This window comes from Streptomyces sp. NPDC094147, assembly GCF_044764265.1.
Lineage (GTDB): Bacteria > Actinomycetota > Actinomycetes > Streptomycetales > Streptomycetaceae > Streptomyces.
In genome coordinates, this window is record NZ_JBIWHT010000013.1 from 140,534 (window position 1) to 165,067 (window position 24,534).

The following is a 24,534-nucleotide window of genomic DNA, read 5'->3' on the forward strand; positions in this document are numbered from 1 at the left end:
TGCTTTCCGTACGACGGCGGCTTGTTGACGGTTTGTCAGAAGCTTGCGGCATTCTTCTGGGTGACGACCTTGACCGGCACCATCACCGTGCTGTCGGCCTTCTTGCCCTGGGCCGCCCGGACGGCGTTCCGCACGGCCATCCGGCCGAGCTCCTTGGGCTGCTGGGCCACCGACGCGTAGAGGGTGCCCGCCCCAACTGCCGTGATTCCGTCGGGAGTTCCGTCGAATCCGACGACGGCCACGGAGCTGCCCGCCCGGCTGCCCAGTGCCTTGACTGCGCCGAGCGCCATCTCGTCGTTCTCGGCGAAGACGCCGGTGGCGTCGGGGTGGGACTGGAGGAGGTTGGTCATCACGTCGAGGCCCTTGGTGCGGTCGAAGTCGGCCGGCTGCCGGGCGACGACCTCGATGCCGGGGTACGCCTTGAGGCCTTCGGCGAAGCCCGCGCCGCGCTCCCGGCTGGCGGAGGTGCCCGCGGTGCCCTGCAGAATGACGATCTTTCCCTTGCCGCCGAGCTTCTCGGCCAGCGTCTGTGCGGCGAGCCGGCCACCGGCGGCGTTGTCGGAGGCGACCAGCGTCGCGGTCTGCGCCTTGTTGACCCCGCGGTCGGCGGCGACCACCGGGATGTCCGCCTTGTTGGCGGCGCGCACGGCGGGCCCCACCGCGTCCGAGTCCACCGGGTTGACGATGATCGACTTCAGGCCGGATCCGGTGAAGTTCTGTATCTGGTTGGCCTGTTGGGAGGCGTCGTTCTGGGCGTCGGTGACGGTGAGGTCGATGCCCTCGGCCTTGGCCTCCGCCTGCGCGCCCTCCTTCATCTGCACGAAGAAGGGGTTGTTGAGGGTGGAGAGCGACAGGCCGACCTTGGTGGTGGTGCCGGACGAGCCGGGGTTCAGCAGGTACCCGCCGCCCACGACGGCCGCCAGGCACACCGCGGCGACGGCGAGTTTCACCGCTCCCGGCCCGCGGCCCGACACCCCGGCCCGGCCCGACGGGGCACCCGGGGCGGCGCCGGCCCGGCGGCGCAGCGAGTCGAGGAGGACCGCGAGGGCGATCACGACGCCGATGACGACCTGCTGCCAGAACGCCGACACGGAAAGGAGGTTGAGCCCGTTGCGGAGCACCGCGAGGATGAGCGCGCCGATCAGGGTGCCGGACGCCTTGCCGACGCCGCCCGACAGGCTGGCCCCGCCGATGACGACCGCGGCGATCGCGTCGAGTTCGTACCCCTGCGCGGCCTGCGGCTGCGCGGAGACCAGGCGGGCGGCGAGGACGATGCCCGCGACGGCGGCGAAGAGCCCGGACAGCGCGTAGATGGCGAGCTTCTGCCGCTTCACCCGCAGCCCGGAGAGCCGGGCCGCCTCCTCGTTGCCGCCGATCGCGTACATCGAGCGGCCGAGGTAGGTACGGGACAGGACGAGCGCCGTGACGAGCCCGGCGGCGATCATCACCAGGACCGGCACGGGCAGCCGGCCCCCGAGCGTGTCGCCGAGGACGGCGACCGAGTCGGGGAAGGCGATGGGGCTGCCCTGGGAGATCACCAGGGACAGCCCGCGGCCGACGGACAGCATGGCCAGGGTGGCGATGAACGGCGGCAGTTTGCCGTACGCGACGAGCACGCCGTTGACGAGTCCACAGGCGATGCCGGTAGCGACGGCCATCAGGACGGCGAGCCACACCGGCACGCCCTGGGACGTCGCCGACCAGGCGAGCACGGTCGCCGACAGTGCGGCCACCGAGCCCACCGACAGGTCGATGCCGGCCGAGACGATGACGAAGGTGACGCCGAACGCGAGGATCGCGGTGACCGCCGCCTGGACGCCGACGTTCAGCAGGTTCTGGGTGGTGAGGAAGTCGCCGGAGAGCAGCGCCATCGCCACCAGAAGCACCACCAGGGCACTGAGCGCGCCGTTGTCGAGCAGCAGGCGGCGCACGGCCGCGGCCCCGCTCGCGCCCGTACGGTTGTTGAGCGTGTCAGTGGCCACGGGAGCCCTCCACTTCTTCTGTGTCGTGTGTCGCGGGCGGGGTGCTGACGGCGAGGGCCATCACGGCGTCCTGGGTGGCTTCGTGCGCGGGGAGTTCGCCGGCGATGCAGCCCTGGGCCATGACGAGCACCCGGTCGCTCATGCCGAGCACCTCGGGCAGATCGCTGGAGATCATCAGGACGGCGTGGCCGGAAGCCGTGAGCTCGTTGATGAGCTGGTAGATCTCGACCTTGGCCCCGACGTCGATGCCCCGGGTCGGCTCGTCGAGGATCAGGACCTTGCTGTCGGCGAGCAGCCACTTGCCGATGACGACCTTCTGCTGGTTGCCGCCGGACAGGGTGCGGACCTGCTGGTCGAGTCCGGCCATGCGGACGCCGAGCTGCCCGGCGATGCGGGCGGCGGCCGCGCGCTGCCCCTTGAGGTCGACCAGTCCCGCGCGGGTGGCGGACCGCAGCGTGACCAGGCCGAGGTTCTCCTGCACGGAGGCGTCCAGGACAAGCCCCTGCCCCTTGCGGTCCTCGGGCACCAGACCGACCCCGGCCACCATGGCGGCGTTCACATCGCCCTTGGCGACATGTGCGCCCCGCACATGGACGGAGCCCGCGTCGTAGGGGTCGGCACCGAACACCGCGCGGGCGACCTCGGTGCGGCCCGCACCGACGAGCCCGGCGAGGCCGACCACCTCTCCGGCCCGCACCTCGAAGCTGACGTCGTGGAAGACGCCGTGCCGGGTCAGCCCGCGCACCTGGAGCAACTGCCGCCCGGGATCGGGGCGTTCACGCGGATACTGCTGCTCGATGCTGCGGCCCACCATCAGTCGTACGAGCTCGTCCTCGGCCGTGGCGGCGGGCACCTGGTCGACGCTGCGGCCGTCGCGCAGCACGGTGACCCGGTCGCCGAGCGCCGCGATCTCTTCGAGGTGGTGGGTGATGAAGACGATGCCCACACCGTCGTCGCGCAGACCGCGCACGATCCGGAAGAGCTTGTCCACCTCCTCGGAGGTGAGCACGGCGGTCGGCTCGTCCATGATCAGTACGCGGGCGTCCAGGCTGAGCGCCTTGGCTATCTCCACCATCTGGAGCCGGGCGATGCCGAGTTCGCGCACCTTGGCCCTGGGCGAGACGTCGACGCCGACCCGCGTGAGGAGCGCTTGGGCCGCTGTCTCCATCGCCCGGCGGTCGATCATCCCGAAGCGCCGGGGCTGGCGGCCGAGGAAGATGTTCTCGGCGACGGTCAGTTCGGGCACCAGGTTGAACTCCTGGTAGATCGTGGCGATCCCCAGGCGCTCGGCGTCCTGCGCGCTGTGGATGCGCACCTCACGTCCTTCGGCGAGGATGCGCCCGCTGTCCGGCCGGTGGGCGCCGGACAGCAACTTGACGAGGGTGCTCTTGCCGGCTCCGTTCTCGCCGAGCAGGACGTGCACTTCACCGCGCCGCAGGTCGAAGTCGACGCCGTCGAGGGCGACCACGCCGGGGAAGGACTTGCGGATGCCTTCGATGCGCAGCAACTCGCCTGCATCTCCCAGGAGTTGTTCCTCCGGCTCGCTCACGCGTCGCTCCTCCGGCCCGGGGCGGTCTCGCCGCAGGAGCCGCGTACGACGAGACGGGCGGGGAGGGTGACGGACTGCGGGGCGCGGCCCTCGATGAGGTCGGCGAGCGCGCGCACGGCGGCCCGGCCGAGCTCGCCGGTCGGCTGGGCGATCGCGGTGATGGGAGGGTCGGTGTGCACGAACCACGGGATGTCGTCGAAGGCGGCGAGCGCGATGTCCTGTCCGATGCGCAGTCCGTGGGCGCGCAGGGCGTCGAGGGCGCCGAGCGTCATCAGGTTGTCGGCGGCGAACACGGCGTCGGGCGGCTCGGGCAGGGCCAGGAACCGCTCGGTGGCCCGGCGTCCGCTGGCCGCCTGGAAGTCGCCCTGGCCCACGTAGTGGTCGGGGAGCGGGATTCCGTACGCGCCGAGCGCCGCGCGGAACGCCTCGACGCGCTCGCTGCCGGTGGTGGTGGCCGCCGGGCCCGCGATGATGGCGAGCCTGCGGCGGCCGAGCCGGTGCAGATGGGCGACGAGGTCACCGATGGCGGCCCGCCCGTCGGCGCGCACCACGGGAACGTCGATGCCGGGGATCCACCGGTCCACGAAGACCATGGGGGTGCCGCCGCGCGCGGCCTCCAGCATGAGCGGCGAGCCGCCGTCGGTGGGCGAGACGAGCAGCCCGTCGATCCGCCGGTCCAGGAGCGTGCGCACATGGTGGTCCTGGAGCTCGGGCCGCTCGTCGGCGTTGCCGATGATGACGCTGTAGCCGAGCGCTCGGGCCGCCTCCTCGACGGAGCGCGCGAGCTCGGTGAAGTACGGGTTCAGCACATCGCTGATGACCAGGCCCAGCGTGCGCGTCTGGTCCGTACGCAGCGAGCGGGCCACTGCGTTGGGCCGGTAGCCGAGCGCGTCGACGGCCGCAAGCACCCGGGCCCGCGCCGCCTCGCTGACCGACGGATGACCGTTGAGCACCCGCGACACCGTGGCGACGGACACCCCCGCCTCGGCCGCGACATCCTTGATGCCCGCCATCGCCGGACCACCTCCTCGTGGAACCTCGACCGCCGATTCCACCGGGTCGCACCCGGCGCGTGGAATCGATTACACGCAGGCATTGGAATCGATTACACGGGTGGGAGGCAAGACCTGGACGGGGTAGCGAGACCGGATCGTGACAGAGGGAGGCGCTGCGCGCGGGGAGACACCGGAATCACGTCGTACCGGGACGGGGAAGCGGGTGCGGCGGCGCGGCGCGGCGCGGCGCGGCGCGGCGCGTGAACATGGCCCAACTCCCCTTCTATTCACCGGACATGAGGTGCGCGGCGCTCGTTCTTCGGCAGCGCGTCGCATGGCGAGTACAGGGAGCGGGGCGGGCGCGGGGCATGTGGTTTTCCGGCCGCCCGCCCCGCCTTCCACTCCTTCTGCTGCTTCCGGTCGGCCATCAGGCGCCGAGGCGGCGCGGCGCCGCCTGCTGGAGACCGTCGAGCTGGGTGGGAATCAGGAAAACCGCGATGCGCGCCTGCTGGGGTCGGCAGGATGAGGGCATGGGTCATGGCGATGTGGATCCGGTTCGGATGCGACGGATCGTGGTGCGGTATCCGGAGGATCCGGTGGAGGCGGTCGTGGAGGCCGACGCACTGGACGCCGCGCTGGATGTCGAGGCGCTGCTGGTGCGGGGCCCGCTGTTCGGGGTGGCCGCGCAGGATGTCGGGGAGGCACCGGGGTGGCGGGTGCTGGTCGCGGTGGCGGCCGGCTGTCCGCAGGAGGCCCGCGACAGCCTCTGCTCATTCCTGTGGTTCCGGGCGAAGGACGATGCAGAGAGCAGGGCGGAGCGGCGTGCCCTGCTGGCCGCGGTCGCCCGGCTGGAGAGCGAACCCGTTGATGAACTCACCGTGCTGGAGACCCGCTACCGGATCGTGCGTGCCGAGGAGTACGCCGGTATGGGGCGGGACGGCATCGAGCAGCCCCGGCCGACCGACCCCGAGCCGGCCGTTCCGAACTGGGACCGCGGCTCGCGGGAGCCGGGGATCGACGACGGTCTGGTGCTGGACCCGGATGCACCGGTCACGCCCCTTCAGGCCGCGGAACGGCTGGCACTGCGTGGTCTGGCCTACGCCGGATCCCGGTTCCCCGAGAACGTGCGCAGTGACTCCCGGCGGGCGGTGGGGACCCATCCCGACGTGATGCTGCTGCCTGCGGCGTTCAGGGTCGTGGAGCGGAACGGTCCCGGGTGGAAGATCGGCAGTGGCCTGCACGCCAGCGCGCACGAAACCCGCAAGACGCTGGACTTCGCCCTCACCTGGTTCCAGCCGCGCGAGCGGGGCCTGATTCCCTGGGATGTCGACGGCCGGGAGGTCGACGCCCGTACCGTGTCGGCCGAGGGCACCGATCCTGCGGCTGGAGCGCTGGCCGAGTACGCCCGCTCCGCCGACCGGCTCCGGGCCGAGCGTGCCAATCAGGTCGAGGTCGGCGGCACTGTCCACCGGATCTGCCGGGCCCGCCGACTGCTGCGCTGGGGCCCTGACGGGCCCGAGGGGCCACGCCCGTCCGACACCGACAGCCACCCTCCCGAGCGGATTCGCCCCATCCTCGACGAGGACGGCAACATTCACTACGACCACGGGAACGACGAAGTCTGAGTGTGTGTCAGACGCTGTCCGGCGCTGCTCTTCGCTGCTCGCCGCTCGCTTCTTCGGCAGGTCACCGTACTCCGTGCAGGCCTTTCAGGCGGCCCCGTTCGCCGCCCGAGTGGGGGCCGCTGCTCCGTCGGCCGCGGGGCGGTGCTTGCGGGTGCCGGTGGGGCGCCGGTGGAGCAGGCCGACGGTGATGGCCGCTGCGGCTGATACCCCGCCGCCCAGGGCGAGTGCGGCCCGCGGGCCCGCGGTCTGGGCGAGCCATCCGATACAGGGGGCGACCAGGGGTGTGGTGCCGAGGGAGGCGAGGACGTAGAGGCTCATCACCCGGCCCCGCATGTCCTCGCTGACGCCCAGTTGGAGCCGGGCCTTGGCCGCGGTGAGGAACACCAGCAGCGCGATGCCGGTGGGTACGAGCAGCAGCAGGAAGCTGAGTTCGCCCGGCATGAAGCTGCTCGCGGTCTCCAGCAGCCCGAAGGTGAGGGCGGCGGCTGCCAGTTGATGGCTGCTCGTCCGCTGATGGCGCGCGGCGAGCAGCGAGCCGATCACGGAGCCGGCGGCCAGCGCGGTGTTGCCGAGCCCGAAGGCGGATGCGGGGGCCTGGTAGACCTGGGTGGCCATGAGCGCGGTGGTGATCTGGAAGTTCATGCCGAACGCGGCGACGATCGCGACGAGGGCGAGGGTGCGGGCGAGGTCGGGGTGACCGGCGACGTATCGCAGTCCTGCCCGTACTTGTCCCGCAGCGCGGGCGACGGGCGGGGCCGGGTGCAGGGCGCGTGGGTCCATGCGCCGCAGGCATACGACGACCGTCACATAGGACAGCGCGTTGGCCAGGAAGGCGGGGCCGGGGCCGAACAGGACGATGAGGGGCCCGGCCAACGCGGGCCCCGCCATGCGGGCGAGGTTGAGGACCGTACTGTTGAAGGCAAGTGCGCTGACGAGCTGAGTGGGTTCGACGGATTCCGCGATGAACGCCTGCAGCGCCGGTTTCTCGACGACCATGGTGAGCCCGAGCGCCAGGGCCAGGAGGTAGAGGGCGCCCAGCCGCGCCGTTCCGGTCAGGACGAGGACGGCGGGGACGAGGGCGAGGACCGCCATCACCGACTGGGTGGCCAGCAGGGTCCGACGCCGGGAGTAGCGGTCCACGAGGACGCCGCCGTACGGGCCCAGCAGAAGGAGCGGCAGGAACTGCAGGGCGGTGATGATGCCCAGGACGGTGCCGTCTCCGTGGGACAGTTCCAGCGCAAGCCAGTCCTGGGCCACCTTCTGCATCCACGTACCGGTGTTGGATGCCGTCTGGCCGAGTGCGAAGAGCCGGAAGTTGGGGCTGCGCAGCAGCGGCCGGCGGCACTTCACGGCGGGGCTTTCCGCGGGCTCTTCGCTGGTGGTCACCGGGCGACCGGTGCGGGCCGGTCCGTGCGGCTGAGGCGGGCGTGGCAGGCGGCCAGCAGGGCGGGAGTGATGCGGTGGTCCATCTGTTCGTGCCAGCCGACGTTGGCGTTGACCTCACAGATGGTGAAGCCGCCGCCCGGGGTGAAGAGCAGGTCGACTCCCGCGATGCCCAGGCCCAGCACGTCGGCTGCGCGCATGGCGAGTTCCTCACCGTGGGGGTAGCGCCCGGCGCACGGGGTCGCCGTCCCGCCCAGCGCCAGGTTGGAGCGGAAGTCCCCGTCGACCGCCGTACGGACCTGCGTCGCGACCGCCCGGCCGTCCACGACGACGACCCGCAGATCCCGCCCGTGGGAGTGCGCGACGTACTCCTGGAACAAGTACGGGGCATCCTGGTCGAGGCTGCCCTGGATGCCCCGGAGCATGGCTGTGTCCGGGGCCAGGAACACCTGCTCGCCGCGGTGCCCCCGCACGGCCTTCACCACGCACGGCTGCGGCAGCCCCGTGCCGATGGCCGCATTCAGCGGGGCATTGGCATAGGTCTGGGTGTCGGGCACCGCGAGCCCCGCGAGCGCCAACTGCTGAAGGTGCCAGAACTTGTTGAGGCAGGCCAGCACCGCGTCGACCGGGTTCAGCAGGACGGTTCCCATCGCCTCCAGATGACGCAGCAGCGTGATCTCGCGATCCGTGCTCACCGCGGGAGTCCACACCCTGGCGTACGCGACTCTCGGCGCGGCCAGCTCGCAGCCGTCCAGATCGTGCAGGGTCAGCCGTCCCCCGCGCACACCCAGCAGCAGCTCCTCACTGCCCACCACGGCGCAGCGGTCCCCGAACTCCCCGGCGAACGCGTCTGACAGACGCCCCGTCAACGGTCGCCCGTGAACGCCCGCCCCCAGCACGAACCAGAACTCGACGGTACGAGTCCCGAGACACGTACGGCTTCCCACGACATCCGTCACAGACATGGACTCCCGTCGATCACCGGGCAGCGGATGCTCCGCCCGCCCCGACCACCATCACCCGCCGCACGGCAGGAACCCGGAACGACAGTCCGCCGCCACACCCGATCGGCCCCGGCTGCTGCCCATGGGAAGGTGGACAACGCCCGCAACCGGCAGGATTTGCCTCGCCGGGGAATGAACAAGCTGGTCCCGGGGTGGTCGTCCGGAACCAGCTCGTCGGCCTGGGTGGCGGGTCAGCCGGCGTGCGGCCCGCTGGGCTGGGCGGTCCCGTCGGGAGTGGCGTCCTCGTCCTGCTCGAAGCGGGCGACTTCCTGGCGGATCAGCTTCATCGTGTCGATGCCGGCCGGGGCGCCCGCGTACACGGCGCATTGCAGGGCCACTTCGGCCAGTTCCTCCGGGGTGCAGCCGTTGCGCAGCGCGCCCCCGATGTGGAGCTTCAGTTCGGCGGGGCGGTTCAGGCCGGTGAGCAGGGCCACCAGGAGCAGGCTGCGGGTGCGCCGGTCGAGTCCCTCGCGGGACCAGGTGAAGCCCCAGGAGTACTCGGTGACGAGTTCAAGGAGCGGCTTGGCCGGATCCCAGTCGCGCAGCATGGTGTTGACGTATTCGTCGCCGAGCACTTCGCGGCGGATCTTGTCGCCCTCCGCGTGACGTTCGGACGGGTGCATGAGGACCTTTCACAGGGCGGGAGTTGGGGGTTTCGGGAGGTCAGGCGGACTGCGTGGTGAGTCTGTCGCAGCCGCCGGACGGGGTGGCCGCCGGGGTCGGGCCGGGGCGTCCGGAGCCGTCGAGGCCCAGCAGGTCCCGGGCGATCGCGTCGGCATCGCCGAGGATCACCGAGTCCACGCCGGGGCGGATGCCCGCGGCGGTCGCCCAGTGCACCCCTTCGGTGGGGACGCCGAACGCGTGCAGGCCGGTGTGCGGACGCCCGTCCCGCGCGATGACCCGGTACGGGGTGTCGGTCACCTCCAGGGCGCCGGTGTGGTGCTCCTCGTCGGCCTTGGTGAGGGCGTGGCGCCGCGCGATGCCCTCGTCCACGAGGCGGCTGATCAGCGGATCGTCGGCGCCCGCGATGCCGGCCGCGGGCAGCCGGGCCTCGATGAGCACGGTGGCCTCGCGGCGACTGCCGGGAACGAGCGGGGAGCGGGCCACGAACCGGCCGGACTCGTCGGCGCGTATCTCGATGTCGGGCCCGAGGACGTCGAGGACACCGGCCTCGATGAGGGCGGTCATCTCCTCGATGCGGCTGGCCGGGGGGCCGATGGAGACGAATCCGTTGAGCGGGGTGTAGAAGCGGGTGACGTGGTCGCGGTAGGAGTCGGCGGCCACCCGGCCGTGGTCGATGACCTGGCGGACCTCGTTGCGCAGATCGCGCATCGCGTCGAGGGCGGCCTTGACGGGGTTGTCGAGGTTGCCGCCGCGGCTGTTCTCCAGGTCCTCGCGGAGGTGACCGAGCAGCCAGGTGGTGAACTCCCCGTGGTCGCCGAACCGTTCGCCCTGCCAGGGCTGCCCGATGCGCTCCCAGGACCACCGGTCACCTGCGGCGATGCCGTGCCGGGCGAGTACCTCGGCCAGCCCCGGGGCATCGGGCCACTCGGCCAGTTCGTCGGCGAGCCGGGCCGCGCCCGTGCTCTGGCCGCGCTGCCGCAGCAGGGTCGTGTAGTACGCCAGCTCCACCTCACGGGTCACCAGGGGCCACACGTCCCGCAGGAAGTCGAGTCCGCCGGTGGTGTCCGCGTGCCGCTGGAGCTGCGCGATGGCCTCGGCGGTGAGGTACCGCGGCTCGTGTCGGCCACTGACGCCCTTCTGGTTGGCGCCGCGCGCGTGGTACGGGATGCCCCGCCGCGAACCCGCGTACAGCCGCGGCTCCTGCCCCGACGGAACGTACGCCAAGCGGCCGTCGCGGCGCTCGAAGCGGCCGCCGCGGCCCTCGGTGAGCAGGCTCAGATAGTCGAAGAAGTTCAGTCCGAGGCCGCGCATGATGACTTCGCGGCCCGGTTCGATACCGCGGATGTCGACGTCGGCCGGGTTGGCCGGCGGGATGTAGCGGAGCCCGTGCTCGGCGGCGAACACGAGCATCAGCCGCTCCTTGTTGTGCAGCGCGCCCGGCAGATGGCCGAGGGCCAGCACCGTGCGGTCCGCGACGATCGGCTCGGGCTCGTCGATCAGGTCGATCTGGTAGCGCTCGCCGGCCAGCGGGGTGACCCCGGTGACCCGCGAGATGTGCAGCCGTACGGTCACCCCGGCCGGGGCGCCGGTCATCGCCCGGTCGAACACCCACTGGAGGTAGTGGCCGTACAAGGCCCGGCTGGGGTAGTCGTCCGGGCCCAACGTGCGGGCGTGCTCGGCGAGTTCGTCCCCGAGCTGGCTGCCCAGGGTGTCCTGCGGCAGCTCGCGCAGCCATTCGTACAGGCTCGGACCCGGCACGATCGGGCCGCGGCAGCTGACGCTCGGGTCGGTGTACATCGTGACCTGGGAGGCCACGGTGTTCATGAGGAGGTGCCTGGACTGGGTCGGTCTCCACACGTTTCCGGAGCCCGGTGCGTGGGAGTCGATGGCGTGGACGAGCACGGTGCGCCCGGGGTTGGCGCGGGCGTTCTCCATCACGCGTTCCAGAACGGATAACCCGCGCGGGCCGAGCCCGACTATGGCGAGGGTGACGTCGGGGACGGCGGCGAGCGGCTGGGGACCGGCGTGGACGGGGGTGTGGGACATGCGGGGTTTCTCCCTGTGAGGACTGCGGGTGGTGAGCGGGCTCAGGCGGGTGCGGAGAGCTGGGCGGCGCGGCTCTCCTCCCAGAGGGTGCGGGTGATCTCGGCGGCCGGCGCGCGGCGTGCGAGGCGGTGGCTCGCACCGGCCCACAGGTGGAGCCGCTCGGCGTCCCCCGCCTCGGCGGCGGCCGCGCGCAGACCGCGGGTCAGGTGGTGCACCTGCGGGTACGCGCTGGGCGCCGCGGCGTCGTACGCGTCGATGAAGTGGTTGCGCAGCCCCCGGGCCGGGCGCCCCGAGAACGCCCGGGTGACGGCCGTCGCGTCGAAGCGCTCGTCGACGAGGGCGTCCTGGTGCGTCTGCGAGGCGCCCGATTCGTCGGCGCGCAGGTAGAGGGTGCCGAGCTGGGCCGCGCAGGCTCCGGCGCGCAGGACGGCGGCGACGTCCTCGCCGGTGCCGAGCCCCCCGGCGGCGATGAGCGGCAGCCGTACGCGTTCGCGCACCGAAGCCAGCAGATCGAGAAGGGGCATGTTCTCCGGCTGCGCCGCGATGTCGTGCGTGGCGCGGTGGCCGCCGGCCTGAGGCCCCTGGACGCAGAGCGAGTCCACACCAGCGGCCTGTGCCGCCTCGGCCTCGGCGACCGTGGTGACGGTGGCCACGGTGTGGCTGCCCGCGCGGCGCAGGGCCTCGACGACACCGGGCGAGGGCAGCCCGAAGGTGAAGGAGACGACCGGCGCGGGCTCGCGCAGCAGTGCCTCGATCTTTGCGTCCCACGCGTCGTCGTCGGGTACGTCGTCGGGTACGGGGAGCGTGAGGCCGAACCGGTCCGCCTCTGCGCGCAGTTCATCGCGGTACTCGCCGACGGCCTCGGCGGCGCCCGGATCCGGCGCGCCCGGCACGAAGAGGTTGACGCCGAACGGCCGCGAGGTCAGCTCACGGGTGCGGGCGAGCTGCTGCCGCATGCCCTCCGCGGTGCGGTAGCCCGCGGCCAGGAATCCCATGGCCCCGGCGCTGTTGACGGCGGCGACCAGCTCGGGGGTGGAAGCGCCGCCCGCCATGGGCGACTGGACGATCGGTACGGTCAACTGGTCGAAGTGGAAGAACATGCGGACTTCTCCAGGGTGTCGGGGGGGGTCGCGAAGAGCGGCGCGGCCGTCAGGCCTGCGCGGGTCTGGCCGTGCGGCGCATGAGGGGCGCGGCACACAGGGCGGCGGCGAGGAGCACCGCTCCGCTGATGGCGAGGGCCGGGCGGTAGCCGTGCGAGAGAACCGGCTGGACGGCGAGCGGGCCCACGACCTGTCCCAGTCCGTATCCGGCGGTGAGCAGGGCCACGGTGCGAGGCGTGCCCAGGGCCGTGCCGGTGGCGAGCGACAGCTGGGTGATGGCCATGAACGTACCGCCGAAGCAGATGGCCGAGACGACGGCCGGGCCCGTGCCGCCGAGGACGGCCGGCAGCGCGACTGCCCCGGCCTGGACCGCCAGGGCGGCGGGGAGCAGCACGGTGCGCGGGATGCGCAGGCTGAGCGCCGTCCACAGGACGCAGGAGGGGAGGGCGGCCAGGCCGACGATCACCCAGGCGCCGGTGCCGAGCCACGACGGGGCCGTGTCGGCGGAGAGGGCGGCCACCAGGAAGGTGGCGGCGACGATGTAACCGACGCCCTCCAGGAAGTAGCTGACGGAGAGCCAGGCCAGCGGGCCCCGGGCGGGGTCCTGACCTGCGGCGGGACCGGAGGCGGCCGGCGCCCCGGAACGGGGCTCGCGGGCGATGAACAGGGCGGTCGCGGCGGAGACGGCGGCGGCCACCCACCATGCCTCCCGCCAGGTACCGGTCCGGTTGATGAAGAGGACCGCCAAGCCGGTGACGGCGATGCCCGCGCCGACACCGCCGTAGACCCAGCCGATGAGCTGAGGGCGGTCGCGCAGTGCGGACTGGGCGCTGCGCGCGGTGCCGACGAAGACGAGGGCGCTGGCGGCTCCGGCGACGAACCGCAGGACCAGCCACACCGGCACCGCCGTGGACAGCGGCATGGCGGCCAGCGTGGCCACCAGCGCCGCGAGGCAGAGCGGCAGGGTGGCCCGGGAACGTATCAGTGCCGGTATGAATCCCGCGGCGAGCGCGCCGAGGAGATAGCCGAGGTAGTTCGCGGTGGCGATGGACGCTCCGTCGGAGGCGGTGACCTGGGCCTGGTGCTCCATCATCGGCAGGATCGGCGTGAAGACGAACCGCCCCACCCCCATGGCCACGGCCATCGCCAGCGCACTGCGCAGCACCACTCCCCGGTGTCCCCGAGGCTGTTCGGCTCGCGCCTCGCGGCTCCGTCTCAACTGCTCCGTCTGATCCACTGACATGCGGGCAAACCCCCCGTAGTTGGGCGTCCTACGGGAATGGAGTCAAGCACGCCGAACATACCGGGCGGAAATGCCTTCGAAAGCGCATCTATGCTGTGCGGACATGGATGTTGAACTCAGGCACCTGCGCGCCTTCTTAGCCGTGGCCCGGCACGCTTCTTTCACCCGGGCGGCAAGTGAACTTCATGTGACGCAGCCCTCGTTGTCCCGTTCCATTCAGCGCCTGGAGGGGGCGCTCGGCACCCGTCTCATCCACCGCACCTCGCGCTCGGTCACCCTCACGCCGGCCGGTGAGTACGCCCAGGAACGGCTGGGGCGGCTGATCCCCGCGCTCGACGGCACGCTGAACGCGATCCGCGACAGCGGCACGGTCCGGCTCGGCTTCTCCTGGCTGCTGCCCGACCCGTGGACGCAGCGCGCCATCGCCCGCTTCGAGAGCGGCACCCGCGGCACCGTCGAGCTCCAGCGCCTCGACAACCCGGCGGCGGCCATCGACCTGGGCGAGGTGGACGTCGCCGTGATGCGGGGCGCCCCGCCCGGGGGGAACGTCATATCGGTCCCCTTCCTTGAGGAGCGCCGCGTCGCCGCCGTCTCCACCGCGTCGCCGCTCGCCGAGCGGGACCGGCTTGGCTGGCACGAGTTCCGGGACTGGCCGCTCGTGGTGAACACGGTCAACGGCTCCACCACACCGGCGGACTGGGCGGACGGCCAAGGTCCCCAATCCGTCGTGACCTGCGGAAACTACGACGAGTGGCTCGAACTCGTCGCCGCCGCCCGCGGCGTGGGCGTCGTCCCGGACAGCGCCGTACGCCGCAGTCCGCACTCGTGGATCCGCTTCCTGCCGATCGACGAGGCGCCCCCGATCCCCGTCCACCTCATCTACTCCCCCACCAGCCGCCACCCCCTCGTACGCGCCTTCATCGAGGCAGCGACGACCGAGGCACCCCCGGGTTCCCCGCGCAGCGACCCAACAGACTGACTCGGCGAGGAAAAAGGGTGGGGAGGGCTTGCCGTGGCGACGGACGCCAAGCGGAAGTGGCTTGGCGTCCGTCGGCGCAGGCGTTACTTCCAGACCTGGTACTGACCGCCATTGCAGGCAAGGGTGTACACGTCGCCGCCGGAGTTGCTGTCAAGGCACTGGCCGGTCTCCCGGTTCACCAGGTTGAAGCCGTTGCCGTTCCACTTCTCGTACCACTGCTCGTAGTAGTTGGCCGGGCTGGAGCACGGCTCGGTGTAGACCTGGCCCTGCCAGTAGGCCGTGAGGCACTCACCGTTGTCCGCCTTCTCGGTCCAGGCGCCATTGGAGTCCTGCAGGTTGTCCTGGCCGTCGTACCAGTCGCTCTTGAGGTGACCGATCGGGTCGAAACAGTGGACAAGACCCGGAGCGTCCGTGCTGACGCTGTGCTCCGCGCCAACGGTTGCCTCGGTGATCAGGCAGCCACCCGTCTTCCCGTTCCGCCAGTGAACCTGGCTATCGGCAAAGGCGCTCCCCGAGGTCGAAAGAATCAGAACGGGCGCCACAGCGGCGGCGGCCAGGTACGTAGTGATGCGCTTCTTGGACATGGACGTCTTCAACATGGGGAGACCATTTCTTGGAATAGAGGTGGTTGCCCGGACAAGCGCAGGCGGAAATGGCAACGATCAGATCTGTTGCACGCCGACGGGATCCGGTGCTGCAAGAACGTAGCGCGCAGACCTGCCCGCTCACGCATTGCGAGCTCGCTGGGACGTCCCCACTGCATCCCAACCTCCTGACCAGCACCTTGGGACATCTCCGGGACGCCTCGTGGGCCGCGCCGTCACCGGTTGCGAACACGCCGAGTCACTACCGCTCTTGTCGGAGTGGTGCGGTTCCGCACCAACGAGTACCGGCCTCGTGCCGCCAGTCCGCGAAATCCGTCACCTCAGTGCGTCGAGCGCGGTCAGGATGTCGGCCGGTTCGGCGCGGGTGACGTAGCCGGTGTCCACGAAGGACCAGCGGATGGTGGCATCGCGGTCGATGACGTACGTTGCGGGCAGCGGCAGTGTGCGGGGGTGGCCGCCGTTGACGCGCTGGAGGTCGAAGCCGAACTTGTCGTAGACAGCAGCGAGTTCATCGCTGAGGTCGAAGGCGAGGCCGTACCGCCTGGCGGTTTCCGAGCCGAGGTCGCTCAGCACCGCGAAGGCGAGGCCGTGCTTCTCGCTGAGGGTGAGTGACTCGTCGGAGCTCCGCGACTACGCCTTCACCGACCGGCCGTGGCTGGCGGCGGACCCGGTCCTCGGCGGACATCGACCGACTCCTGGCTGCGGCGTGGTGGGACTGGCCGCTCCAGCATCACCGACCACATCCGCACCATCATGTCCGGCAGCATCGACGACCTCGTGAAGGCCGCAGCCGAACTGGCGAAGCAACCACGCCTGGCGCCCGCCTCGGCCATCCCCGTGGGTGTCGACGAACCCCTGCGCTGGATGCGCCGGTACAACCGCACCGCCGCCCAGCCGGTGCACTTCGCCGGAATCGACATCCCCGCGGCGGGCGGCTCCCTGCTCCCCGCCCTGGCTCCGGTCGCCGACCATCTGCGCCAGATCGACTCCGAGTCCCTGCCCGCCATCCGGGACGCCATGCGGATCACCGAATCGTTCGCCGGTCCTCCGCGGCCGCAGCCGCGCCGAGGTGGGCCCGCCTGGACGCCGCCGAACAGGACGCCCTCAGCGCGCTCCTGGCGCGCCTGCTGATCCGATTCCGCTCCGTCAAACCGCTCTACGTCTCCCGTGGCGACCAGCGCCGTTACGACATCGCGGTGCGCCGCCTCGAAGTCGCATGTCACGCGGACTACTCCTTCCGCGCCATGGCCGACCTCTTCGCCGGACGCGGCCTCACCGCCGACCCCTCGGCCCGGGACCAGTCCATGGCCGAATCGCTCCTGTGGCACCTGGAGCACCGCGGAGCTGACACCCGCGTCGTACTGGCGGCTCACAACGCCCACATCCTGAAGTCTCCGATCTCCTTCAACGCTCGCCTCACGTCGCTGCCGATGGGGCAGCACCTGCACAGCGCCCTGGGCGAGGAGCATTTCGCCCTTGCCCTGACCAGCACCGCCGGGCACACCGCGGACTCATCAGAGCCCGCCCCGCTGCCACATCGCTTCACCAGGAGCTGCCCGGGCGGCGGGCCGGCAGCACATCAGGTCCGGTCCGCCGACCGACGTGTTGTTCGCCACGCTTGCGCCCTGTGCCAGGGGGCGCGGGCGTCAAGGTGCGGGCCATTTCGGACGTACCGCCGGTAGCGGTTGCGTACGAGTGGATCACGTGTGGTGGGATGAGGTGATGCGAACCCCCATACGCATGCACCCTCGCTACCGCAACCCCTATGACGAACTGGCGGCCCTGGCAGACCCCGAGCCCGACCCCCACCCGGCCGACGACTCCTGGGCCGGCCCCGGCTCCATAACTCAGGAGATACCGGGAGCAGTACCGCCGGGGCCACCGGCCTCCCCCGACCTCGCGTACACCCACCCCCACCTCGGCTCCATGGACACCGAGCTCGACGGGGACTTCTTCTCGTCCCCGCCCGACCATCGGCGGGTGGCGAACGGCCGCCGCGCCAGGCGCGGTCGACGACGCCGCAGGAGCCCGTTCGCCGCCCTGCCCCGCGTGGCCAAGCTGCTGTCCGCCCTGGTCGTGTGCGCGGGGTTCCTGGTCCTCGCGGACCGGTGCGCGGCGATGTACGCGGAGAAGAAGGCCCAGCAGGCGCTCCAGAACGAGCTCCACCTGGCGGCCGCGCCCCAGGTGGACATCCACGGGTTCCCCTTCCTCACCCAGGTCCTGGACAAGCACCTGCAGCGCGTGGACGTCACCGTGCCCCACGTGCCCGCGGACCGCGTGTCCCTCGCGAAGGTACGGGCCAGCGCACACGACATCGCGTTGACGGGCGACCTGCCGAGCGACATACGAAGCGCGGTCATCGGCAATCTGGACGGCGAGATCACGCTCTCCTTCGACGACATGAACCGTGAACTCGCCGCCTCCCAGGTCAAGTTCAGCCGCCGGAGCGACAACGCGGTCGGCGCGGACGGCAAGCTGACCATCGCCGGGCAGGAACTCCGCGTCAGCGCGGAGGCCCAGTTGCGGCTCGACGGCACCCGCGGCCTGTCCACGGACATCGACGGCATGAGCCTCGACATGCCCGGCATCGCCACCTACCGGCCGGGCCGGGACAGGGGCCTGACGCTGCACCGCGAGACCGCCGAACTCATCAGCCGGGACACGGCACGCATGAAGGCGCTGCTTTCGGTACCCGCCGTGGTGAAGCGGCTCGGAGTGCCGGACAAGGACGTCGAGCTGGCCCTGCACAGCGACGAGAAGCTCCACCAACTGGTGGGCACGCCCCGGTTCGTCGAGCAGCTGATGGGCGTCAATCTCGTGGACGTCGTGGCGGACCACCCCTGGCTGTTGTCGAAGATCGGCATCGACCCGAAACTGATCACCGGCCTGCTCGCCATGCGCCCCCCGGAGCTGTCCGACCGCCTGTCCTTCTCCTTCACGCTGCCCAAGGAGGCACAGGACCTGCGCCTGCGAGGTGTACGCGTGGAGAAGAACGGCATCGTGGCGACCATCTCCGGGACGGAACTCGCGGTGGGCAAGGACCGCTAGGGCTTCTCCTGTTGCGCCACGAGAACCTCGGCACTCGGCCGACGAATCCAGCGGACGCGTTCAGGCCATGGGCAGGTGGAGTGGAGTCCACTCGTGCCGCGAAGGGCGCCCGGCGTTGTCCGCCGATGCGATCGGCTATTGCGCGGCACCGACCGGCGCGGCGCTCTTCGGGCGACAGACCAGGCCCCGGATCCCGGCCGATCCCCGGGGCTTGGCGGCCTGTTGGCCGTCCCGGCAGTCGCCGTCCTCGGCCGCGTCGAGGCAGCCGGTGAGCCAGCGCTCGGGCGAGGCCTTGGCCTTGGCGCCGCCCTGTTCGGTGCGCCACTGCTCGCAGCCCCCGGCCTTGAGGAACTGCTGAGTGCGTCCGGTCGGGTCGGCCTTCATTCCGGCCAGGGCGACGACATAACCGCCCTCGTAGGCGACTTGGTCGTGGAAGAGCGGCTTGTCGTTGAAGGCCGAGACGGCGACGGCCCCGATGCCGAGACAGACCAGGATCCCGACAGCCAGGGCTATCAGGAGGTTCCGACGGGAGGGGCCCTGATGGGCGATGTATTCCGGTGCCTGATCGAGAAGAACCATGCAGATCACCCTGACACACGGCCCCGCCACCCCTTTATCGCCCCCTCCCATCACGGCTTTCATGTGGGCGGTAATAATGGGCAGTTGACGTTACGTCAGGAGCATGGCGTGGATGCCACTCGGCTCGCCCAGGCGGCCCTTCGCAGCCAGGGCATGTATCGAATGTGCTGGTCACAGCCACTCGCTGATGGCTGAGCCGGTCGGTGTGGCCTCGTAGCGGACAGCGAGTTTGCCGTACCCCGCACCCATACCCCCGTACCTCGTTCCTAGCTCCTCGCTCCTCGTTGCGACCGCACGGTGCCTCTTGAGCCGGTTGCTGCCGCACTCGACAGAGCGCCTCTGCTTGCAGATCTCGGACGAATATCGAAACCTACTGATAGCGGTTCGGCTCGGGATGGCCGAAACCCGGGACGTCGTGATCCACGAGCACCACAATGACGGTAACGGTCCGCTGTCGCCGTGACGGCTGCTCGTACAGGACGCCTCGTGGGTGAGCAAGGAGAAGGGGAAGACGTGAGTGAGAGCCAGCACCCGTCAGATGTGTTGGGCAGGCTGAATACCGGGGTCGCGCACAACGCGCGGGTATGGAACTACTGGATCGGCGGGAAGGACAACTACGAGGTCGACCAGCGGGTTGGTGACCAGGTCGCCACGATGTTCCCCGTGATCCGAGACGTGGCCCGCGCGGACCGCGCCTTCCTCGGCCGCGCGGTCCGGTTCCTGACCGCCGACTGCGCGGTGCGGCAGTTCCTGGACATCGGCACCGGACTGCCGACCCTGGACAACACCCACGAGATCGCCCAGCGGATCGCACCCGAGTCCCGGGTCGTCTACGTCGACAACGACCCCATCGTGCTCGTCCACGCCCGCAGCCTGCTGACCGGCACTCCCGAGGGAGTCACCGATTACATCGACGCCGACGTCCACCACCCGGACAGCGTCATCGCGGGCGCCGCGGCGACCCTCGACCTGGAGCGGCCGGTCGCGGTCATGATGCTGGGCATCCTCAACTTCGTCCTCGACACGGGCCAGGCACAGGACATCGTGCGCCGCATCATGGCATCGGTCCCGTCCGGCAGCTATCTCGTTCTGACACACCCCACCACCGACACCGACCTCGGTGGCGAGGGCAACGTGGAGGCCATGAAGTTCTGGAACGAAAACGCCACACCACCGATCACCGCCCGCAGCCGCGCAGAGATCAGCGCCTTCTTCGACGGCCTGGACCTGCTCGATCCAGGTCTCGTGTCGTGCTCGCTGTGGCGAGCCGAGTCCAACTCCGCTGTCGCACTCCCGCAGTTCGGCGCAGTCGCCGTAAAACCCTGACAGACGCCAGCTCGTCCACGCAGAAGGCGGCGCAGGACTGCCCCCTCCCCGGAGACCGATCCACGACCTTGAACAACCTCCCAAACACCCTCAGTACGAATCGTGGGCCTGCCAGAACGACCAGGCACCGCAGGGGCTGCCATAGCGTTCGCTCATGTAGTTGAGGCCCCACTTGATCTGCGTGGCCGGGTTGGTCTGCCAGTCGGCACCCGCGGAGCTCATCTTGGAGCCCGGCAGCGCCTGGACGAGGCCGTAGGCAGTGCCGTTGGTAGCCGTGTAGTTCCAGCTCGACTCGTTGTTCACGATGTTGCTGAAACACTGGAACTGGCCGGAGGGCACGATCTGACGGGCGATCGCCTGGACCTCGGAGATCGAGTAGGAGCTCTGGACCTGGAAAGTGCTCCTGCTCGCCGAGCGGCCGGCGGCCTGGGTCTCCAGGTCGCGGGCCTTGGCGTCCTTGTCGGCCTTGTCCTTGACCGCCGCGTCCTTCTTGGACTTGGCGGCCTGGGCGGCGTGGAGGCGCGCGGCCTCCTCGGCGGACTTCTTCGCCGCGGCACTGGCCTGTGCCGCCTGGGCATCCGCCTGCTGAGCCAGGGACGCGGTCTGCACCTGGGCCTGCTGGCCGGCGGGTATGTCGGCGAGAAGCGTCGTATCGGCTGCGGTCGCCTCGACGTTGTCGTTCGAAGCTGCGGCGGGGCTGCCTGCGGCAACGCCGACGACGGCGCCAACGGTGGTGACCGCAGTGGCAGACGCCACCGCGAACCCCCGGACCGAGATCCGGCTCACACGGTTTCCTTCCAGCAGCATCCGCACGAGTGACCTCGCGGACGCAAACGTTCCCCTGGCTCTCTCCTCCCAACTGCGGTCACGGAAGGAACTGACCCGATGGGCAACTCCCTTATGGGAAGTGCCGCGTGATGCGCGGGCGGCATACGGCGCAGCTGTTGAGTTGAGTGGGTACCGGAGTACCCGAGGTACAGGGGTGCCGTATGCGGGGCCTGACGGATGCAAAACTCTGCTGGAAGCCGATACCGCGAGGCAATTCCCCGATACGTGTGAAACCTCACACCCCGTTTAACTCAGTAGTTCTCCCCAATCACGTACACAAGAGGCTCCGCCCGGCTATAATGCCACGCTCGCGGACGGCACCAACTGGCGTGCACTGACTCGAATCTGCATATCCATCAGCATTTCGTCACCAGAGGCGGCGGCGAGCTGCGAACGCTCGGACCGGGTGAGTCGGACCGGGCGAAGGTGACCTCCTCAGTGACCTCGCCGTCGCTAACGGCGTGAAGTCGGGCGCGTTAGACGGACGTTGGCGGCTGGTGAAAGGCTCGGCACGGCCCTGCGGGAAGCGGGTGGGTGGGGAGGTTCATGCTCTAACGGGCGGTCAGGCAGGGGGGCACAGGGTGAGCAGGCCGGTGTAGGCGGGCGGGTGCACCGGTGTGTGTCAGGCCGGTGCACCCGTGGGTTCGGGTGAGACGCGAGGTTACTGAGGGATCCGAGGGGCTTCGGCGGTAACGTCGGCCGGACGTACTCGGGTCATGACGGCCGCCCGCCGAACTGCCAGTTGTGCACCTCGATATCGGCGTACCGGTCCGGGGTCAGGATGGCGCGTGCCGTGTCCGGGTCCGGCGCCCGGAGCAACGCCGCCGTGCCCAGCCAGGTGGCACCGTCGTCGGACAGCAGCGGCCCGTAGGCGATCAGCCCGTCCCGGTCGGGCGGCACCGCGAGGTCGGCGGCATCCCCCGTGCCGAGGCCGAGCACCAGGTACCGGTTGCCGCCGGTCCGGCCGCCGGGGAAGTCCCACATGGTGTGCCCCAGCGTGTTGCGCCACCGCCGCAGCAGCACGTCCCGGTAGACGCCGGCCTGGTAGTTCGGCTCGTCGAAGGCGAACGCGCGGGCGGCGACGGGATCGGGCAGGTCGACGATGTGCACGCTTCCGGTGGGTGTGTCGCCGTCGTCGGCGAGGGTCGGGCCCCGGGCGATCATCTCCTTCGCGTACCGGTCCATATATGACCAATGCTCTTCGAGCAGCTCGTCGCGCAGCGGCAGGGAGCCGGGCCGGTCGCGGTGGTAGCAGAGGAACTCCATGCCCATAGGGTCTCTTCAACGCCGTGACGAAGTCGAGCGGGTTTCACTGCGATGACCGCTCGGCAGCCTCACCCGGAAGCACGCGTGCCGAGTCCGCGTAGTGGATGGCCTTCTTCTCGTCGATGCCGAAGACGAGCGCGAGGTGGAGCGGATCGGCGCCGCGGGTGAGGGCGTCTTCGGGTTGTCGGTCGACGCGGAGCCGTTCGAGGGCGACGGTCTGGCCGCGAGGCGCCGCCGAGACGGAGACACCGCTGACGGGCGGACGAGGTGAGGACGCTTCAAGAATCCCGAAGTTGCGCCACAGAGCCGCAGAACACCCGAAGGAGGAACAACCCCCTGGCCACGGGTCCAGCGACTCAGCGAGGCTCAGGGGAACTCACGCGATGTCGCACACATGCGGGCGCGGAACGGACCGTCACCGAAAGGGGTGTTGACACGGCACGCCCCTCCGCACCCCCATCACCTCGCCAGGGTTTGCGATGCACATCACCCGATGACCGATGGGGGCAATTACCTCGGACCTCAGGGACTGCTTGAAGCGCTTCGGTGATTTCTTGATCCCACGAGAGCCCGCCGTGCGTCGAGGGGCTCTCATCGGTCGCAGCCGGGCTCGAAAGCAGCTACTTGCGTGGGCGCTGTTGGCGGATGCGTTCGGCGACTTCGCTGTCCTCGGTCTCCCACCAGGGGCGTAGGAGGTCTGGATCCGGGGCCTGCCCCGGTACGGGAGCGGCGGGAGCGAGTTCTCTCTTCAGGCGACGGTCCAGCGCCGCGCTCTGGGCGCGTTCGGCGCGGAACCACTGCATGAGGATCACAAGGAGGAAGGGGACCGCGACCAGTTCGGCGATGCTGAGCATGGCGCCGCCTCCGAGCTGCTGATCCTGGTGGACGTCGGGCGCCCAGGACGGCGCATGGTGGCGGTACCAGGCCCCGGCGATCAGAGCACTGTGGGTCATCACCGCGATGCCGGGCACGGCGTCGATGATCCCGTCGAGGAACACCAGTGCCGCCCGCACCGGGTGGGTGCACCAGGCGGGCAGTGCCTCCTCGCGGGTGAGGACCGGCACGACGAACAGACTGCCGGCGAGCAGCAGATGCAGATACATCACCTCGTGCAGCCAACGGTGGCCGAGAGCGGTTTCGAAGTACGGGGTGAAGTACACGGTCAGCTCGGTCGTGAGTACCAGTACGGTGCTGACCAGCGGGAACGTGAGCAGCCGCAGCAGGCGTCCGGCCATGGCCCGCCGCACCCGCCCCGCCCCGCGCTCCGGCAGGGCACGGACGGCCAGTTGCAGAGGGTCGCCCAGCGCCAGGCCGAGCGGGGCGATCAGGTCGAGGAGGACGTTCTGGACTGCGGCCGGCCAGAACAGCACACGGTCGTACACGGCGAGCGCGGACATCGTGGCCACGGTGAGCGTGCCGAGTCCGAGCAGCGCGAAGGCCGCGGTGCGGATGATCGGCCAGTGTTCACCCCGGTGCTTGAGCCGGAGCACGGCCCAGCCGTACAGCACGCCCAGCGTGATGACCAACACCAGTGCGGGGACGTCCAGTTGCCATGCGAACAGGCAGCGCCCCCAGGTCAGCTCCGGCAGACTCCCCGCCCCAGTTTCGCTCAGCGGCAGTGCAGGCATCCGCATCGTCCTCCTGATCGGTCCACGGCATCCGGTGAGCCGGCTTCACGCTAGCCCCGCGACCCGTGCGCCGCAGTCGCCCTCGCGCGCCGGAGGTCAGAATGCGGGCCGGGATTCGAGGAACTCCAGCCGGCTGCGGCCTGTCGAGAGCGTGGTCAGCGATCGCGGCCGGGAGCAGTCGCCTCGGGGCCCCTCCCCCGCGCCGAGTTGAACGTATGGCTGGCTTACGGGCAACTGGACTGGAAACGCCAGCAGTTGACGCAGCAGGCGGCGACTACCGCCCCGCACCTGGCCGAATTCGACGCCATCGCCACCCGAGGCCCGCTCGCCCCGCTGTTGGCGCGCCAACCGTACCGGCCCCTCTGCCGACGGCGAGCGGCCCGCACCAGCAACCTACGGCTTACGGCTGGGCACGCGAGTTGCGACGCATCCGGTGGGAGATCAGCGCGGCGATCGACGCCGCATGCACCGACCCGTACCTGCCCAGGTCAGCACACCGCTCAAGCACAGCCATGGACCGCCGACGGGGCGGTGACGCGCACCCAGTAGCCCTGCCCGGGGCGGATGGTCTGGCCACTGCAGCATCCGTGCGGCTGACTTCCGGTGACCGGACGGCCACTGAATGAACCGGCGGGCACCTGGCACACCCCCTGCACGGTTGCGAGTTCGGCCGACGACGGCATCGGAAACCCCAACTTGCTGGCAGATCTTGCTGCAAATTTCT

Annotated in this window: 21 protein-coding genes and 1 pseudogene; 7 read left to right on the plus strand and 15 right to left on the minus strand. The window is 70.5% G+C overall.

What is annotated here, in order from left to right; all coding sequences use genetic code 11:
- Nucleotides 1-35 precede the first annotated feature (35 nt).
- The 3 genes from ACIQ8J_RS20840 to ACIQ8J_RS20850 are packed head-to-tail and all read right to left on the minus strand — an operon-like array spanning nt 36 to nt 4,544.
- Nucleotides 36-1,982: a substrate-binding domain-containing protein gene (locus ACIQ8J_RS20840; RefSeq protein WP_403273587.1), complete on the minus strand. Its 1,947-nt coding sequence runs from the start codon at nt 1,980-1,982 to the stop codon at nt 36-38.
- Entirely contained in the window at nt 1,972-3,531 is a 1,560-nt protein-coding gene (locus tag ACIQ8J_RS20845) for a sugar ABC transporter ATP-binding protein (RefSeq protein WP_403273586.1), read from the minus strand. The genes ACIQ8J_RS20840 and ACIQ8J_RS20845 overlap by 11 nt, the downstream gene beginning before the upstream one ends.
- Nucleotides 3,528-4,544 (minus strand): LacI family DNA-binding transcriptional regulator, encoded by a 1,017-nt coding sequence (locus ACIQ8J_RS20850; protein ID WP_403273584.1) that lies wholly within the window; start codon nt 4,542-4,544, stop codon nt 3,528-3,530. The genes ACIQ8J_RS20845 and ACIQ8J_RS20850 overlap by 4 nt, the downstream gene beginning before the upstream one ends.
- A gap of 542 nt (nt 4,545-5,086) precedes the next feature.
- Here ACIQ8J_RS20850 and ACIQ8J_RS20855 point away from each other — a divergent pair.
- Entirely contained in the window at nt 5,087-6,151 is a 1,065-nt protein-coding gene (locus ACIQ8J_RS20855) for a DUF5954 family protein (protein ID WP_403273582.1), read from the plus strand.
- An 84-nt stretch (nt 6,152-6,235) separates the two neighbouring features.
- Here the strand turns inward: ACIQ8J_RS20855 and ACIQ8J_RS20860 are convergent, their stop codons facing one another.
- The 6 genes from ACIQ8J_RS20860 to ACIQ8J_RS20885 form a co-directional block, all read right to left on the minus strand.
- Nucleotides 6,236-7,537 (minus strand): MFS transporter, encoded by a 1,302-nt coding sequence (locus ACIQ8J_RS20860; protein ID WP_403273581.1) that lies wholly within the window; start codon nt 7,535-7,537, stop codon nt 6,236-6,238.
- Nucleotides 7,534-8,349 carry a RimK family alpha-L-glutamate ligase gene (locus tag ACIQ8J_RS20865; RefSeq protein WP_403273579.1) on the minus strand — a complete coding sequence of 272 codons (816 nt, stop codon included), beginning with the start codon at nt 8,347-8,349 and terminating at the stop codon, nt 7,534-7,536. Before ACIQ8J_RS20865 ends, ACIQ8J_RS20860 begins: the two co-directional genes overlap by 4 nt.
- Nucleotides 8,350-8,729: 380 nt before the next feature.
- Nucleotides 8,730-9,161 carry a carboxymuconolactone decarboxylase family protein gene (locus ACIQ8J_RS20870; RefSeq protein ID WP_403273578.1) on the minus strand — a complete coding sequence of 144 codons (432 nt, stop codon included), beginning with the start codon at nt 9,159-9,161 and terminating at the stop codon, nt 8,730-8,732.
- Nucleotides 9,162-9,201: 40 nt separating this feature from the next.
- Entirely contained in the window at nt 9,202-11,208 is a 2,007-nt protein-coding gene (locus ACIQ8J_RS20875; protein WP_403273577.1) for an FAD/NAD(P)-binding protein, read from the minus strand.
- 41 nt (nt 11,209-11,249) lie between these two features.
- Complete coding sequence (locus ACIQ8J_RS20880) at nt 11,250-12,308, minus strand: NAD(P)H-dependent flavin oxidoreductase (RefSeq protein WP_403273575.1); 1,059 nt, start codon at nt 12,306-12,308, stop codon at nt 11,250-11,252.
- Between the two features lie 49 nt (nt 12,309-12,357).
- Nucleotides 12,358-13,476 (minus strand): YbfB/YjiJ family MFS transporter, encoded by a 1,119-nt coding sequence (locus ACIQ8J_RS20885; protein ID WP_403607904.1) that lies wholly within the window; start codon nt 13,474-13,476, stop codon nt 12,358-12,360.
- 178 nt (nt 13,477-13,654) lie between these two features.
- Here ACIQ8J_RS20885 and ACIQ8J_RS20890 point away from each other — a divergent pair, with 178 nt between their 5' ends.
- Complete coding sequence (locus ACIQ8J_RS20890; protein WP_403607906.1) at nt 13,655-14,530, plus strand: LysR family transcriptional regulator; 876 nt, start codon at nt 13,655-13,657, stop codon at nt 14,528-14,530.
- An 83-nt stretch (nt 14,531-14,613) separates the two neighbouring features.
- Here ACIQ8J_RS20890 and ACIQ8J_RS20895 read toward each other — a convergent pair whose 3' ends face one another.
- Both ACIQ8J_RS20895 and ACIQ8J_RS20900 read right to left on the minus strand, forming a co-directional pair.
- Complete coding sequence (locus ACIQ8J_RS20895) at nt 14,614-15,129, minus strand: RICIN domain-containing protein (protein WP_403273571.1); 516 nt, start codon at nt 15,127-15,129, stop codon at nt 14,614-14,616.
- A 321-nt stretch (nt 15,130-15,450) separates the two neighbouring features.
- Nucleotides 15,451-15,753, minus strand: a pseudogene (locus tag ACIQ8J_RS20900) (redoxin domain-containing protein); the annotation flags it as partial.
- 135 nt (nt 15,754-15,888) lie between these two features.
- Between ACIQ8J_RS20900 and ACIQ8J_RS20905 the strand changes: the two are divergent.
- From ACIQ8J_RS20905 to ACIQ8J_RS20915, 3 genes are read left to right on the plus strand one after another with little or no spacing between them, the layout of a single operon-like run.
- On the plus strand, nt 15,889-16,266 hold the full coding sequence (locus ACIQ8J_RS20905; RefSeq protein WP_403273570.1) for an erythromycin esterase family protein: 378 nt from the start codon (nt 15,889-15,891) through the stop codon (nt 16,264-16,266).
- Entirely contained in the window at nt 16,215-16,817 is a 603-nt protein-coding gene (locus ACIQ8J_RS20910) for an erythromycin esterase family protein (protein WP_403607912.1), read from the plus strand. The genes ACIQ8J_RS20905 and ACIQ8J_RS20910 overlap by 52 nt, the downstream gene beginning before the upstream one ends.
- 40 nt (nt 16,818-16,857) lie before the next feature.
- Entirely contained in the window at nt 16,858-18,183 is a 1,326-nt protein-coding gene (locus tag ACIQ8J_RS20915; RefSeq protein WP_403273569.1) for a DUF2993 domain-containing protein, read from the plus strand.
- Between the two features lie 135 nt (nt 18,184-18,318).
- Here the strand turns inward: ACIQ8J_RS20915 and ACIQ8J_RS20920 are convergent, their stop codons facing one another.
- Entirely contained in the window at nt 18,319-18,762 is a 444-nt protein-coding gene (locus ACIQ8J_RS20920; protein WP_403273568.1) for a hypothetical protein, read from the minus strand.
- A 513-nt stretch (nt 18,763-19,275) separates the two neighbouring features.
- On the opposite strand from ACIQ8J_RS20920, the gene ACIQ8J_RS20925 reads away from it, so the two are divergent.
- Complete coding sequence (locus tag ACIQ8J_RS20925; protein ID WP_403273567.1) at nt 19,276-20,088, plus strand: SAM-dependent methyltransferase; 813 nt, start codon at nt 19,276-19,278, stop codon at nt 20,086-20,088.
- Between the two features lie 90 nt (nt 20,089-20,178).
- Here ACIQ8J_RS20925 and ACIQ8J_RS20930 read toward each other — a convergent pair whose 3' ends face one another.
- Together ACIQ8J_RS20930 and ACIQ8J_RS20935 are read right to left on the minus strand one after the other, a co-directional pair.
- Entirely contained in the window at nt 20,179-20,874 is a 696-nt protein-coding gene (locus tag ACIQ8J_RS20930; protein WP_403273565.1) for a transglycosylase SLT domain-containing protein, read from the minus strand.
- A gap of 756 nt (nt 20,875-21,630) precedes the next feature.
- Nucleotides 21,631-22,182, minus strand: coding sequence for a YciI family protein (locus ACIQ8J_RS20935; protein ID WP_403273563.1), 552 nt, complete (start codon nt 22,180-22,182; stop codon nt 21,631-21,633).
- Nucleotides 22,183-22,282: 100 nt separating this feature from the next.
- On the opposite strand from ACIQ8J_RS20935, the gene ACIQ8J_RS20940 reads away from it, so the two are divergent.
- The gene (locus ACIQ8J_RS20940; protein ID WP_403273562.1) at nt 22,283-22,453 is read left to right on the plus strand and encodes a hypothetical protein; all 171 of its coding nucleotides are present in this window, start codon (nt 22,283-22,285) and stop codon (nt 22,451-22,453) included.
- Between the two features lie 349 nt (nt 22,454-22,802).
- On the opposite strand, the gene ACIQ8J_RS20945 is transcribed toward ACIQ8J_RS20940, so the two are convergent.
- Nucleotides 22,803-23,816: a cytochrome c oxidase assembly protein gene (locus tag ACIQ8J_RS20945; RefSeq protein WP_403273560.1), complete on the minus strand. Its 1,014-nt coding sequence runs from the start codon at nt 23,814-23,816 to the stop codon at nt 22,803-22,805.
- Between the last annotated feature and the right edge of the window lie 718 nt (nt 23,817-24,534).